Source organism: Pseudanabaena yagii GIHE-NHR1 (genome assembly GCF_012863495.1).
Taxonomy (GTDB): Bacteria; Cyanobacteriota; Cyanobacteriia; order Pseudanabaenales; family Pseudanabaenaceae; genus Pseudanabaena; species Pseudanabaena yagii.
The window spans coordinates 41,563-55,283 of record NZ_JAAVJL010000003.1; the positions used below are offsets into that span (position 1 = coordinate 41,563).

Here is a 13,721-nt window from a genome sequence, read left to right on the forward strand (position 1 = left end):
AGAATTCCTAGATCATCTTGATTTGGGAATTCTAAGCCCAAAACTCACAACGCAGGGACAATTTTTCTGTGAAAGCATAGAGGGCAAAGCATTTGCGGATCGAGGTTTCTGTGGTGAGTTTAAAATTGTGGCGCAAATGCTTTGCCCCTACGGACGCAATAAATCCTCTAATATATAAACACTAACCTCTCATTAAAAATGTTATGTCAGATCGCCTGAAACTTTTCCGCAGGCTGATATCAGCTTTTGAAGGTACTTCTAATCCTCAACGTGCTGTCGAACGGGGATTTTATGTCAATCTGCCCGATAATCCTGTAGGAGTTATTACTGGTAAAATTGCACTTCGTCCTTCTTCAGTACATTTATTGTTTGGTGGTATTGGTTCGGGAAAAACAACACAGTTACTATTAACGCAAGAAGCTTTAAATGAGTTAGAAGATATTAAAGCTATCTATGTTGATATCAGTCTTTTTACTGATATTTCTGAGCTTCAATCTGGCGCTTTAATTGCAATAGCAGGTCTTGAATTAATAAAAATATTGCAAGGATACAATACCTCTGAACTAAATGATTCTAAGAGAATATTTGAGAGATTACTATATGGAAATAGCGAAATTGTTACGTACCATCAACAAAGATTAGCACAAGGTATAGGGGCTATAGAGAGTATACTAAAAACTGGAAATTCCCAATCATTTACTACTACTGAGACGCGAGAAAATCGAAGTTCAGTTTTACAAGCTTTTATCAAGACAAGTACATTCGTTAATGAGAAACTAGCTAAACAGGTTGTATTTCTTTTTGATAGTCTAGATAGACTAAGAGAATCTAAAACATTTGTTAAACCTGTTCTTGATGACGTAATTGAAATTAATAAGCATGGACTTGGAGCAATTCTTGTAGGTTCTATTGTAGCTCTATACACAGAGAGGGTAAATATTGCAAAAAACACAGAGAATTTTTATTTCTTGCCATATTTAGATATATTAGAAGATGATGAATCACGACAATTTTTTTCAGAGATTTTTAATGTGCGAGATCCTGAAAAACTCATTAATCAAGAGGCAAGAGAATTACTGATATCTCATTCTGGAGGGGTTTTAAGAGATTTGATGTCTCTTAGTCAAGCAGCAATTGAAGAGGCTTATATGGATGGTTCAGATCTAATTATGGAACAACATGCAAACCAAGCAATTGCAGCTATAGAACGTTCAAAAACAATTGGATTAGCTGATTTAAGTATAGATATTCTTGTTTCAGTTATGACTGAAAAATCATTTTCTCCAAGAACTTCTGAAGATTTTGAATTGATGCTCACAGGGCATATTTTGGAATATGGGTATCCTCGTCAACGTTTTGCTGTTCATCCAATATTAGTTCCACTTATAGAAAATACAAGGAGAATAAAGAGACGTGTTAATCGATAGACTGTCTTCCGTAGATGAATTATTACAAAGAATTGGGGCGCGACCAGATGGAAATATCTGGATGGTTCTTGTTGTTGATATTAATGATATAGAATCGATAGTTACGGACTTACAAGATACTATTGAGATTTTCAGTGAATGTATTACGGCTAGCATATCTGGTAAATCTGGTGCAAGAGCTGTAATTAATGATATTAGCAAAGCATCAGAAGAATATTTTTTGCTATGGGAATTAGATACTTGGGAAAATAACGAATGGAAAATCTTCGATGCTTTGAGAAGTCGATTGGATAAAGGTAATAAAGGTGGATTGCTTATAATTTCTGAGCAAGCTAATAATTTAATGATACATAATGCCCCTAATTTTGTGAGTTGGTTAGGTGCAAGAATATATTATTTGCAAAAAGATGCAGAAATACTGAGTGATGAAGAATGCGATCGCCGTCTAGCAGCACTACAAGAATGGACTGGCAAAACTAATGATGATGTAATTGCTTTAGCGGAAAATCGTCAACTTCCAACCGATCCAGAATATGGGGAGTGGCTAATTTTACTTGATCGAGGTGACTTGCTTGAGCGACAAAAATAATTGGCAAAAGATGTGCGTGGGGATTCAAGAACGTTCTCTAAACAACACATACCTCGAAGTAAAAAATGCAACTTCTTTATGGGCAGAAATTTTAAAATGCTTAACAACTGCCAGTGATGAAAAGATTTTAAATGCCAAGCAAGATGAAATTCGTAAGTTGCTTAAAAAAGGTGCATCATCTCAAATCAGCAAAAAAGGCTATGCAGAAATTATGGGTGGAGGAAAAAATTTTAATCGCACTCACGATATTCCCCATTTTAAACTTCACAATGGCTGCTGGTTTGATTTCGCAATCACTATAGATGAAACTTGCAAACCTGCTCAAATTATAGGATTTGATTTTGAAATAAGGTTCCCTCAAAAAGAAGGAGAGACTCAAGTTCCTTTTCTAAGAATCGATCTTAATCTGCCAGATCATAGCAACGATGAGCGAAATATACGTTTTCATCTCCACCCTAGCAACGACGACATCATGATTCACAGTCCACCCATGTCACCCCTCGAAATTCTCCATATGTTTCTATATGGCATGAATATCCATGACAAGCCTCGTGCATCCTGAACTTTGCTACATGCAATTTGAGTTATATTTCACCTATGAAATAGGTCACTAGTCTCAAAGTGTTACTGTACTAACTTAAACCCATGACATTTGCGTTAAACTAAAAAGCTAAGTCTCTTAAATATGTAGTTGCTTTACGATGGAGTCACTGTTTTCTACTCAAGGCATCATGGTTATGCTGCTCGGTGCATACGCTGTTGCCATGTGGATGTTTCTCACCAGCGCACCAAAAGTACATACGATCATGGTTTCTGACCTCGATCAAGCGCGATATTTTTATGAAGGCGAGTTGAAATTACCGATCGCCGATGTGCCGCTACATTACTACTATGGCTATGAATACGGCATGGGTGCACCTGCTGATCCTATTTATATCCCTGCCACGGCACGAACCGCTAAGTCTAAATATTCAGCAGACATGGAAGGCGCATGGTATCAACTAAAGAAGAATGTGCAACTGCATATCGTTCCAGGAGCAAATACCACAGATTCCAATCGCAGTCGGCATATTTGTTTTAATCGCGACTGTGTAGAACAACTCTTGTTGCAAATTCAAATTAAAGGCATTAAGCACAAAGTCCGTAGCGAAAAGCCACTTAACTTTTTAGTCAAAGATCCTGATGGACAGGTAATTGAAATTGCTGAAGTCATCAGCTAAACCCGAAAGAGGACTTGCATTGCAAGTCCTCTTTTTTGATCTTGTGACCTAGATAACGTTTAGAATGATCGCTAGTGTCCAAAATAAGTATCTGAATAGTGGACCGCAACGAACGAGTATTTGAAGATATGGCAACAAAGCAAGCAGCGATTTTGGTCTTGGCGGATGGTACTTGTTACCGTGGCTATGCGTTTGGCGCGTCTGGAACCGCGATCGGCGAAGTGGTATTTAATACAGGTATGACTGGCTACCAAGAGGTAATGACCGATCCCAGCTACCGAGGACAAATTGTGACTTTTACCTGTCCTGAACTTGGTAATACGGGCGTAACGCCTGAAGATGATGAATCCGATCGTCCACAGGTGCGTGGTGTAATTGCGCGAAATATTACGGTAGTACCTAGCAATTGGCGATCGCGTCAGTCCTTACCTGATTACCTCAAGGCTCATAATGTTGTTGGTATTACGGGCATTGATACTCGTGCGCTCACCCGCAAACTGCGATCGCTCGGTGCAATGAATGGCGGTATCTCTACGGAAATCCTCGATCCTGAAGTGTTATTGGCTCAAGTAAAAGCAGCTCCTTCGATGCAAGGGCAGAACCTCGCGCAAGAAGCTTCCACCGATCGCATTTATGAATGGACAGAAAAAACCATCTCTGAATGGGAATTTGTGGAGCCATCACAGTTAACAGGTGAAGCCTTAACAGTTGTTGCGATCGACTTCGGCGTAAAGCGAAATATCTTGCGCCGACTTGCCAGCTATGGTTGCCGCGTGATCGTTGTTCCCGCCGACACCCCCGCCGAAAAGATTCTCTCTTACAACCCCGATGGCATCTTCCTATCCAACGGTCCTGGCGATCCTGCCGCCGTTACCCAAGGCATTGAAACCGCTAAGGCTTTGCTAGCTGCGGACAAACCAATGTTTGGAATTTGTCTAGGACACCAGATTTTAGGCTTATCGATGGGCGGGGACACCTTCAAGCTCAAATTTGGACATCGCGGACTCAATCAACCAGCCCAAAACCAAGCTGAAAATGCTGATCGCCGAGTGGAAATCACTAGCCAAAATCATGGTTTTGCGTTGACTGGAGAATCCTTTGAGCAATCTCCCGCGATGCTAACTCATATCAACCTCAATGATCATACTGTTGCAGGTTTAGAACATAAAAACCTACCCATTTTCTCGGTGCAATACCACCCAGAGGCAAGCCCCGGTCCTCACGATGCCGATTATTTATTCGAGCGTTTTGTGAATTCCATGCGCGAACATAAACTCTCTAAACAAGTCGCTGCTTAAGTCTGTATAAGACCTGTTGAAAAATAGGCTAAAAAAGTCTTGTAGTCTAGATTGGGCAATGGTTTTAGGGTTCTTTAATTAAAAGCCTTAAAAGCTAATCTCTGTAAAGATTTCAGCAATTTTAGTCTTTATTACACAACAGGTCTATTAGCTTTATAAACAATTTTATTGATAGTGTAATTCTCTAAAATGAAGACATACATAATGTTGTATTATTATATTAGCTATAAATAAATCAATGAGAGATCAGTATTCATTTAAAAATGATATCTTTTCTTGCCTTATTGGGGGGAATTATCATCATCCGAAATTTATAGATTTATAGCAGGGAATACTTGGCTAAATTACATAGGGAAAAATAAATTGTAATGAATTCATTATTAAAATTGCGTGGACTGCTATTGGTTTCTCTAATTGGTAGCTTTCTTTATGCTTGCGAAGCTAAGGTAAACGTATCAGGTGGAACTGAGGTTAAGACGACCGCAGAAACTTCAGCTACTACTTCAAAAAAACCTTCTGAAGAAGCTGCGAAACACTACAACAGTGGTGTTGAAAAAGCGAAAGCTGGAGACAGTCAGGGGGCTATCGCTGAGTATAAAGAAGCCATCAGAATTAGTCCAGACTTTGCTCAAGCCTACAACAATAGTGGAGCCGAAAAAGCGAAACTCAAGGATTATAAGGGTGCGATCGCCGATCTCAATGAAGCGATTCATCTTACCCCTGAAGATGGCGATCCTCACTATACTCGCGGATTAGCGAAGGCTCAATCAGAGGATTTACAAGGAGCGAAGGTTGATCTTGAGAAAGCTGCTGAATTATTCAAGAAGAGTGGTTTGACAGAAAAAGCTAATGCTGCAACTACCGTAATTGAGAAAATTGACAAACTTCCTAAGTAATAACTTTTCATTCCATTTACTTTCACTGATTTATATTAGGAGGCTTTTTGAAAGGGTTGCTTTGGAAAACTTTCAAAAAGTCTCCTATGGTTCGTTTAATCTAAAATTGCTATAAGTATAAGTTCTTAGCTGTCTTTTTTGAGATAGCTTTACCTACTTACCCAGATGAGCGAAAAAATTTAACATCTAAAGTGCGATGATATTTATGGTGATCAATCCTTCCCTCATTTGATTTTGTATTACAACTATGCCAACTCCCGTACCAACACTTCCCACTGACTCTGAAGGACTATTAAGACTCTTACGCCATAAGGAAGGAACTTGGGTGCAGTGGGGAATAGCTTGCCAAATGCTTCAAAAAATGGGTGAAAGTTCCCTTGCTATCTTTGAAAATACAGGTTTTGAGCCAATCCAACAAAATCAGATTGTCGTTGCCTCACAGGTTTATGCTAGTTTGCAAGCAGGCAATGCCTCAGATATAGTCCTAGCTCACTTTGAACAAAAAGGCAGTGATATTCTTCATGAGTTGCGCGTACTCAATCAATCGGAACGGGTAACAATGGCAACCTTTGCCCTTGAGAAAAATCTTGATGTATTAGAGGCTAAGGATGTAGTTAAAGCACTAAAGGAAGCTTCGACAGTCGCGAATTTACCAGAGGGATTTACCCGTCATCCGGGGGATGCAGTAGTTTTGCAAATTCTCAAAGCTGCACAGGGCAAAATCGATCCACAGGAACGCACAAGATTGATCGCACGAGGTCTAAGGTTTGCCCATAGTGACAAAGCTCGTGCTGCGATCGAGCGGTTGCTCACTGATATGGCAAATCCCTCTAAAAAGAAAGCTCCAAGTTTACCCACCTTCCGTTACGATGGTGAGGATGATATCCCCCGTATCCTGCCTGTAGTAGGCACACTGCCTCTGTCGGTAGCCCAGTTTCAAGCAGTTCCTCAAGTAACAGAAATAGCTCCTTTTGGCATTGTGCATTCCGATAGTAAGGCTACTTGGGCTACTCTTCCTGGATGGTTTGTGGTACATCAAGCCGAAGATGGCGTGATTATTTCTTGTAATACTGATACCTTGCAAGCTGCCATTTCTCAAGAAGTACTTAGCGCCGTTCGCGATCGCGCTGAGGACATCCTGATATTAGTTGATCGCGCCCAAAGGGATTGGGATGAAAATAGCTATTTTGCGATCGCAGATCAAGATGGCAATCTCAAATTTGCATGGTTTGACTCCCAGCCAGAGGTAGAAATCCTTGGCAAAGTTACTTTAACATTGCGCCCCAAACGCTTCTTTGACGAAAATGCATCTCAAGATCGTTGGCAGTTTGAGGAATAGAGAAACTCCAAAATGATAAAAATCGCTCTGCGATTTTTATCATTTTGCACCTAGACATAAAACAAAAAGCCCTGCATTGCAGGGCTTTTTGTTTTAAGAGTATTGAAGTTTAGCTAATCCATTCAGGAATTGCTTCTTCCTTAGTATTGGTGCGGCGCTCAAGGGTTTGACGCTCGAACTTCATGTGAATGGCGCGATTTTGTTCGCCATCTGCTGCTACCGCAAAGATAGGATAATCTTGGATACCATCTTGGAAAGATGTGTGGAAGCGGAATGTACCATCAGAGTTGAGCTTAATGGGACGACCGCCAATGGTGACCGAAGCATCAGGCTCGGTTGCACCATAGACAATCAACTCCGCATCTGCAACTAACCAGAACTGGCGAGGACGGATGGGGGCTTCGCTAGAGAAGAAGCTATAGCTAGACTCCATACCGATACCAGAGTAGTTGATGCCGCTAGCACTAAGCGCACCTGCTGCTCCAGCAAACAAGCCTGCACCCGATGGGAAGATGTAGGAGCTAATGGATTCAGGAGCCATACCGATTCCAGATTCATGCTGCATCGAGCCATAGAGTGAACCAGAAATACGTTGAATTTCGGCTTCGCGAGCGATGTTGAAGATTTCGTCGTAGGAAGTATCGGTGGTAGATACTTCTTCGGGAGCAGGTGCTGCTTTCTTCTCAGGAGGAACCAATGTGAAGAAGGTCTGACCTTTGAGGGTTTGATCCCAAGGTACAGTAATGAAGTTATCTTCTACCCATTCCGAAGGGAATACAGGGGGAACATGGACAACCTTAGAACGAGTGAGGACTAACCAACGACCATCGGCACAACGATAGCCAAGTTCAGCAACATAGTCGCGATCGCTAATTGGAATAGGTAAATACCATTCACGAGCGAGTTCGTCACTATTGTATTCTTGTAAGTTATTGGGAGTTTGATAGTCTAAGTTCACATCAGTAGCATCGTACAAACGTAGCGCCAACTGTTGTCCACCTTGCTTTCTCAACTCTTCCTTGTGAGCATTAGGTACATCCCAATAAACATAAGCCCATTGGGGATCGCGGGGTAGTAAGACGATGCGGCTTTCACCATAACCAGTAGGGAGATCGCCAATGCTCTTATCAATAGCGGCAAGTGATTCTAAGTTTTCTTCTGTTTCTTCACTACCCAAATTAAACTTTGATGCTTCCACGATTTCTTGTGTCTCCGAGTTACTGCTATCTGCTTGGGTTGAGGCTGTGCCTTGAGCGGAAAGAATGGTTTGGATATCAGCAAGTAGCTGAGATTTTCGCATTCGACTATAGCGAGAAATTTCTAGCTCTGCTGCTACTTTACGAAGTTGACGCAAGGTCATTTCTTCTAGGGGAGGACGTTCCCTCGCCATACAATTAACCTCCAACTGCTTGTAATTAGATTTTCCACAATTTCATAAAACTGAGGAATCGGACTGTAGCTATGTCCATTTTGCCAAAATTTTTTGAATGGTCAATGGCTGAAAGGTTTATCTTCTATTGGTTTAGGCTCATTTATGCAGTCTTAGCAGTACAAATACTTAGCCAAAACCAAATACCTGTCATTGTTGTGGCGATCACAGTAGCTAATTTTCATGGGGATCGCAATGTTATGATTTCATGACATTGCGATCCCCTCCTTTGGATACTAGGGGAGGTTGTCCCAAAAGCCATAAGATTAAAGGGACAACAAAATGTGTAATTTCATAAACTTATAACTATGAAGGCAAAATACGGGTCTTTATTTAAGTCTTTAAATAAATCTTTAGAAGGTTCTTTACAAGGCTTATGTCGTTCAGTGATCGCATTCGCTTTGGCAGTATTAGTGGTAATCGGTGGTTTCACCTCAGAAGCAAATGCAGCCTTGTTTTCGAGAAAGAACGAAAGCTTGACTACCAAAGAAATTCAGACCCTTGTTAATGCAGGTTTGACTGGCAACTATGTTGCTGATACGACGGACACAATCAAAACTTTGCGGGAAGCAATTAATTTGCCTGAAAATGCTGATAATCGTGCAGCAGTAAAGGCATCGGCTCGATATAAGATTAACGCCTATGTCTCGCGTTATCGTGCCGATCGCGACAAGAATGGGTTTTACTCCTATACAACAATGTTGACAGCTCTAAATACCTTGGCAGGATATTACAATGGCACTGTCAAGCGCGCAGTTCCTGCGAAGGTACGCGATCGCCTGCTCCAAGAGTTTGATCGTGCTGAAGCGGCGCTTGCACAGGGACGTTAGGCACAGAGACGTTAGAAAGGGGCTGGTCTTATGTTTGAGGAACGCCGCTTTGCGACATTCCTCAAGCCTTAATATTTTGAAACCCGCTATAGTGTGAGGATGACAAACATTGGCGACAGGATTGGCAACTATATACGAGGCATTGCACCAAGACCCACAAACCCGTGAGTTTGTCGAAGAGTTGCACCAAACTGACGCAAAGGAATTTTGGCATCGTGCGATCGCTGTACTTCAGCAATTTTCGATGCAGAGGCAGTTTAAGGGGATACTCCTTACGCATCATCCCTACATCTTCCCAAATGCTGCCTTTCGCCAAACTGAGTTACAAACTTGGGTATTTACTACTAGCAAATCTTCATTATTTCCTACAGGCACTTTACCCATTGGCAATACACAGGTGGTATCTCTACCTAAGTCCGATGCTCTTAATCAGGAATGGTTCAGTCTCCTCATCACTGATACTTTTAGTATCTTGGTAGTCTCATCGACTAAAAGTCATAGTTGTATCTGGTCATTCCATCCCCACGCAATTCAGATTGCGATCGCAACTTTATTACCGCGTATTCGGCGTACTGAACAACAGACTTCATTGCAATCCAAATTGCAGCAATTTCCGCCAACAATGCCTCCTTATCAGATCATGGCAAGGTTTGGCGCAATTTTAATGGCGCAGAGTTCCATTCATCAAGAATTACCAATTCCTGAAATTCAAGAAGTCGATATTATCAAAGCCATTACCCATGAGGTGCGGACTCCTCTTACGACGATTAGAATGTTGGTGCGATCGCTTAAACGCCGTAAAGATGTCTCCGCAGAAGTCAAAACTCGCTTAGATCGAGTAGATGCTGAATGTACGGAACAGATTGAAAGATTTAATTTGATTTTTGAGGCGGCGCAGCTAGATAGCTATCCAATTATGCTAGAAGCAACGCAGCTTGAAGATATTCTCAGTGATGGATTTATGCGTTGGCAAGAACATGCGGGAAGACGACAAATATCTTTGGAAATGATTTTACCAACGGAAATTCCCGCCATTTCTAGCAATGCTCTACTTCTATCTCAAGTTCTTAATGGTCTAGTGGATCGCTTAGTACGGAGCTTTCCCCCTGATAGTCATATTCAATTAATTCTTACTAGTGCTGGGGAATATCTCAAATTACAGTTCCAATCGCAGGTGACTAGCCAAAGTGGTGGGGACTTACCTTTGCTCAAAGCGGTGGGGCAATGGCTAATGTTACAACCTGAAACAGGGACGTTAAGTTTGAGCTTACCTACTACCAAGACTTTATTAAAGGCTCTAGGCGGCAAACTCACAGTCAGAATGCATTCCAGTAGTGCTGCCTATGATGGCGAAATTTTGACTATCTTTTTACCATTTTTTTAATATGGCGCAAAATGGTAAAAATCGCCCTGCGATTTTTACCATTTTGTGCTTTCGTCGAACTGATGTTATGGCATTATCCATAAGCCAGAGTAGAGTTGCGGCGCGAAGCGCCGCAACTCTACTCTGGTATAGCTATAACATTCAGATATTCGTCAAATCTTGCACATTAATCCGTAAAAACCGACCTAAATTGTGAGCCATATTTTGAGCGGTTGTGATGGAGTTGGAAACTAGAGGAATTGGACTTTTTCTGCCAGTAATATAGATTTTAATATAATAGAAAGTTCCGCCCTTACTTCCTCTCACTTTAGTTAGTTTAATGTCTTGAATATTCGTCAATAAAAACTGATAATTTCGCTTGCCAAAAATTGTTTGTACTTCCCAAATTAAAGATTGTTGCTCACGATCAAATGTCAAGCAATGCCATTGTAATAAAAGGTAAGCTAACGATAGACCAAACATGGGAAATAATAGTAACAAGCATGGTAGAAACAACACCTGCCATTGTTGATTTGCTGGATAAACCAACTCTATCTTTCCATCACTAGAATTAACAAACTTATTAAATCTTTCTACCCATGTAGTTAGCTCATTGGCTTCTATATTCAGACTAGTGGACATGCGATCGCTAAATATAGTTATCTCTTGACCATCGTTTTTTAAAGTAATCCATTGTTCATTATTACCATTTTTACGAGTAATTAAATGAAAATCAGCTTGAGTAATATCTTTCCATGTAGTTTCTTCAGAATTGACATAACCTAATAAATGCTCAGATTTTTGTTGGCAAATGACTTTTTTAACCGCACTATGCTCACAGGTTAAAGTCTTTGTCCCCATAGAATAAAGACTGTCATACGCAATAAATGGGAAAGACAATAATGGAGTCATACAAGCTGAAACCCAAATACTTAAAAACACAATAATGATAACTTCAGGTTTCCCTTTAATTGTCATTTTTTGGTGGTTTTCACTTTGGACTATGTTGTATTCCATGAGTTTCTCAACCTTAAAATTCAACAAAAAAGCACCCCAATGGAGTGCTTTCTGAATTTAGATATGGGCGGCGCGTTTGTAAGCTTCATCCAAGACTTCGCTGAGCGTTGGGTGCGCGTGAACCACAGTTGCTAACTTCTGCACCGTTTGGCGATCGCGTATTGCTGCCGATGCCTCATGAATCAAGTCCGAAGCATGGATACCGATGATATGTACGCCCAAGAGTTCGCCTGTATCTTCACGATAAACAATCTTGGCTAAGCCTTCAGTTTCTCCTTCAGCGATCGCTTTGGAATTGCCCTTAAAGTAAGACTTGGCTGTAGCTACTTTAAAGCCTTCTGCTGCACCTTTTTCCTTAGCCTGTGGTTCCGTCAAACCGACAAAGCTAACTTCAGGATGGGTGAATGCTGCCGCAGGGATGCTTTGATAATCGACGGTGGTAGCACGACCGCACATATTTTCCACAGCGACAATACCCTGCGCCGAAGCTGCGTGAGCCAACATCATCTTGCCTGTTGCATCCCCGATCGCCCAAAGATGAGGAACGGAAGTTGCCATCGTGTCATCCACATCAATGAATCCACGCTGATTAGGCGCAATACCTACGTTTTCTAAACCAAGATCCTTCGTAAGTGGAATCCTTCCTGTGGCAACCAAACAAGCATCCACTTCCAGAACTTCTACTACCTTCTTCGTTTTGGCATCGGTAAGTTCAATCTTGACGGGAGCACCAGCCGTAATCTTGGTAGCGAATACACCAGTTCTCGTTTCGATATCGCGAGGTTTGAGAAGTACACGCTCCGCGATCTTGGCAATATCAGGATCAAACCCTGGCATCAAAATATCTAACGCTTCGATCATCGTTACTTCTGAACCTAGCGCTGTGTAAACATCAGCAAATTCTAGACCGATGTAACCGCTACCAATAATTGCGACCCATTGGGGTAAGGTTTCTAGACGTACAGCCTGATCGCTGGTGTAGACGGTTTTGCCGTCGATTTCAATACCGCGAGGGACAAATGGCTCGGAACCAGTAGCAAGAATAATGTCTTTTGCGGTGTAAGTCTTACTGCCAACACTAACTTTCTGCACGCCAGCCACACGACCACGACCTTCCAAAATATCTACGCCTAATCGTTTGAGGCTATTGGTCAAGTCGCCGCGCAATTTCAGTACTAAGTTATCGGCATGACTAGCGATCGCCCCGCGATCGAAATTTACTTCACCGACATCAATGCCTAATGCCTTTAGGTGAGACTTTGCTCGCATTTCGCGCACCCGTCCCGAAGCGGCTAGTAATGCCTTGGAGGGGATGCAACCACGATTAACGCAGGTTCCGCCCATTACGCCATCTTCGACGATCGCCGTTTTTAAGCCACAGGCAACGGCATGGAGGGCTGCGCCATGTCCGCCAACGCCAGCACCAATAATGATCAAATCGTAATCAAATTTGTCCGACACCTAATCTTTCTCCAGTAGAATCGATCTACTATTTTTGCATCGTTTGGACATCGTGTTAGCTAGTCAGCGTTAGCTACTATAGCAATGCACAGGAAAATCAAAACCTAAGAGATGAGTGGCGGCGCGAAGCACCGCCACTCATCTCTTAGGTTATTCTAAAATTTGGTAAGCTGAAAATACTAATTGGGGCTAGATGAGCTATGACCCTTGCGATCGCACAAGTACAGCATCAACCTGTCAGCCTAGATGAGTTTATTGCCCGTTATGGTGGTGATAATCGCTATGAATTGATTGATGGAGAGATATTCGACTTGGAACCAACGGGGCAGCATGAGGAAGTTGCGGCTTTGATCACGGCAAAAATCTGTGTGCAGATCGATCAATTAGGTTTGCCTTGGTTTGTGTTGCAAAGAGGATTATTTCGTCCCTCTAGTGCGAGTATGACGGCTTTTCGTCCTGATGTGATGGTTATAGATCGAACGGAAGTTGCAAAAGAACCGCTCTGGCAAGAACAATCGATCATTACAAGGGGTAGCTCAATTAAGTTTGTCGCGGAAGTTGTGAGTGGTAATTGGCAAAATGATTATGCGCGTAAGGTTGAGGATTATGCGGCTTTAGGTATTCCTGAATATTGGATTGCTGATTATTTAGGTTTGGGTGGGATTCGACATATCGGCAAACCAAAACAACCTACTCTTTCGATCTGTACTTTGGTAGATGGAGAGTATGAAATTAATTTGTTTCGCGGTAATGATGCGATCGCTTCGCCCACATTTCCAAATTTGAACTTAACTGCTGAGCAAGTTTTGAATGCTAGGATGTGAAACTATGCTTTATAGGATACAAGCAAGC

14 protein-coding genes are annotated in these 13,721 nt (G+C 41.8%); 11 read left to right on the forward strand and 3 right to left on the reverse strand.

From position 1 onward, the window contains the following. Positions 1 to 203 precede the first annotated feature (203 nt). The 7 genes from HC246_RS20320 to HC246_RS20350 all read left to right on the forward strand — a co-directional run bounded on the left by HC246_RS20320 (position 204) and on the right by HC246_RS20350 (position 6,769). Positions 204 to 1,427, forward strand: a complete 1,224-nt coding sequence (locus tag HC246_RS20320) for a hypothetical protein (protein ID WP_169365280.1) — start codon at positions 204 to 206, stop codon at positions 1,425 to 1,427. Then, positions 1,414 to 2,016: an ABC transporter permease gene (locus HC246_RS20325; RefSeq protein WP_318655982.1), complete on the forward strand. Its 603-nt coding sequence runs from the start codon at positions 1,414 to 1,416 to the stop codon at positions 2,014 to 2,016. Before HC246_RS20320 ends, HC246_RS20325 begins: the two co-directional genes overlap by 14 nt. Beyond that, positions 2,000 to 2,578, forward strand: coding sequence for a hypothetical protein (locus HC246_RS20330; RefSeq protein WP_225903072.1), 579 nt, complete (start codon positions 2,000 to 2,002; stop codon positions 2,576 to 2,578). Before HC246_RS20325 ends, HC246_RS20330 begins: the two co-directional genes overlap by 17 nt. Before the next feature lie 139 nt (positions 2,579 to 2,717). Beyond that, a complete protein-coding gene (locus HC246_RS20335) occupies positions 2,718 to 3,236 on the forward strand; it encodes a VOC family protein (RefSeq protein WP_126387581.1) in 519 nt (172 codons plus the stop codon). 128 nt (positions 3,237 to 3,364) lie between these two features. Then, positions 3,365 to 4,534: a glutamine-hydrolyzing carbamoyl-phosphate synthase small subunit gene (gene carA, locus HC246_RS20340; RefSeq protein WP_169365281.1), complete on the forward strand. Its 1,170-nt coding sequence runs from the start codon at positions 3,365 to 3,367 to the stop codon at positions 4,532 to 4,534. A gap of 368 nt (positions 4,535 to 4,902) precedes the next feature. Beyond that, a complete protein-coding gene (locus HC246_RS20345; protein WP_169365282.1) occupies positions 4,903 to 5,430 on the forward strand; it encodes a tetratricopeptide repeat protein in 528 nt (175 codons plus the stop codon). A 247-nt stretch (positions 5,431 to 5,677) separates the two neighbouring features. Continuing rightward, positions 5,678 to 6,769 carry a RuBisCO accumulation factor 1 gene (locus HC246_RS20350; RefSeq protein WP_169365283.1) on the forward strand — a complete coding sequence of 364 codons (1,092 nt, stop codon included), beginning with the start codon at positions 5,678 to 5,680 and terminating at the stop codon, positions 6,767 to 6,769. Positions 6,770 to 6,878: 109 nt separating this feature from the next. Here HC246_RS20350 and HC246_RS20355 read toward each other — a convergent pair whose 3' ends face one another. Continuing rightward, positions 6,879 to 8,159 carry a DUF4912 domain-containing protein gene (locus HC246_RS20355; RefSeq protein WP_169365284.1) on the reverse strand — a complete coding sequence of 427 codons (1,281 nt, stop codon included), beginning with the start codon at positions 8,157 to 8,159 and terminating at the stop codon, positions 6,879 to 6,881. 71 nt (positions 8,160 to 8,230) lie between these two features. Between HC246_RS20355 and HC246_RS20360 the strand changes: the two genes are divergently transcribed. The 3 genes from HC246_RS20360 (at position 8,231) to HC246_RS20370 (ending at position 10,412) form a co-directional block, all read left to right on the forward strand. Then, entirely contained in the window at positions 8,231 to 8,410 is a 180-nt protein-coding gene (locus tag HC246_RS20360; protein WP_169365285.1) for a hypothetical protein, read from the forward strand. A gap of 96 nt (positions 8,411 to 8,506) precedes the next feature. Beyond that, on the forward strand, positions 8,507 to 9,028 hold the full coding sequence (locus HC246_RS20365) for a photosystem II protein Psb27 (RefSeq protein WP_169365286.1): 522 nt from the start codon (positions 8,507 to 8,509) through the stop codon (positions 9,026 to 9,028). A 109-nt stretch (positions 9,029 to 9,137) separates the two neighbouring features. Then, positions 9,138 to 10,412, forward strand: coding sequence for a sensor histidine kinase (locus tag HC246_RS20370; protein ID WP_169365287.1), 1,275 nt, complete (start codon positions 9,138 to 9,140; stop codon positions 10,410 to 10,412). Between the two features lie 141 nt (positions 10,413 to 10,553). On the opposite strand, the gene HC246_RS20375 is transcribed toward HC246_RS20370, so the two are convergent. Together HC246_RS20375 and lpdA are read right to left on the reverse strand one after the other, a co-directional pair. Beyond that, positions 10,554 to 11,408, reverse strand: coding sequence for a hypothetical protein (locus HC246_RS20375; protein ID WP_169365288.1), 855 nt, complete (start codon positions 11,406 to 11,408; stop codon positions 10,554 to 10,556). A 57-nt stretch (positions 11,409 to 11,465) separates the two neighbouring features. Continuing rightward, complete coding sequence (gene lpdA, locus HC246_RS20380; RefSeq protein ID WP_169365289.1) at positions 11,466 to 12,869, reverse strand: dihydrolipoyl dehydrogenase; 1,404 nt, start codon at positions 12,867 to 12,869, stop codon at positions 11,466 to 11,468. Positions 12,870 to 13,069: 200 nt separating this feature from the next. On the opposite strand from lpdA, the gene HC246_RS20385 reads away from it, so the two are divergent. Further along, the gene (locus HC246_RS20385) at positions 13,070 to 13,693 is read left to right on the forward strand and encodes a Uma2 family endonuclease (protein WP_169365290.1); all 624 of its coding nucleotides are present in this window, start codon (positions 13,070 to 13,072) and stop codon (positions 13,691 to 13,693) included. The last annotated feature ends 28 nt before the right edge of the window (positions 13,694 to 13,721 follow it).

Coding starts and splice junctions, on each gene's coding strand:
- HC246_RS20350 (WP_169365283.1), top strand. CDS start 5,678: ATGCCAACTCCCGTACCAACACTTCCCACTGACTCTGAAGGACTATTA.
- HC246_RS20365 (WP_169365286.1), top strand. CDS start 8,507: ATGAAGGCAAAATACGGGTCTTTATTTAAGTCTTTAAATAAATCTTTA.
- HC246_RS20355 (WP_169365284.1), bottom strand. CDS start 8,159: ATGGCGAGGGAACGTCCTCCCCTAGAAGAAATGACCTTGCGTCAACTT.
- HC246_RS20320 (WP_169365280.1), top strand. CDS start 204: ATGTCAGATCGCCTGAAACTTTTCCGCAGGCTGATATCAGCTTTTGAA.
- HC246_RS20385 (WP_169365290.1), top strand. CDS start 13,070: ATGACCCTTGCGATCGCACAAGTACAGCATCAACCTGTCAGCCTAGAT.
- carA (WP_169365281.1), top strand. CDS start 3,365: ATGGCAACAAAGCAAGCAGCGATTTTGGTCTTGGCGGATGGTACTTGT.
- HC246_RS20360 (WP_169365285.1), top strand. CDS start 8,231: ATGTCCATTTTGCCAAAATTTTTTGAATGGTCAATGGCTGAAAGGTTT.
- HC246_RS20375 (WP_169365288.1), bottom strand. CDS start 11,408: ATGGAATACAACATAGTCCAAAGTGAAAACCACCAAAAAATGACAATT.
- HC246_RS20335 (WP_126387581.1), top strand. CDS start 2,718: ATGGAGTCACTGTTTTCTACTCAAGGCATCATGGTTATGCTGCTCGGT.
- HC246_RS20345 (WP_169365282.1), top strand. CDS start 4,903: ATGAATTCATTATTAAAATTGCGTGGACTGCTATTGGTTTCTCTAATT.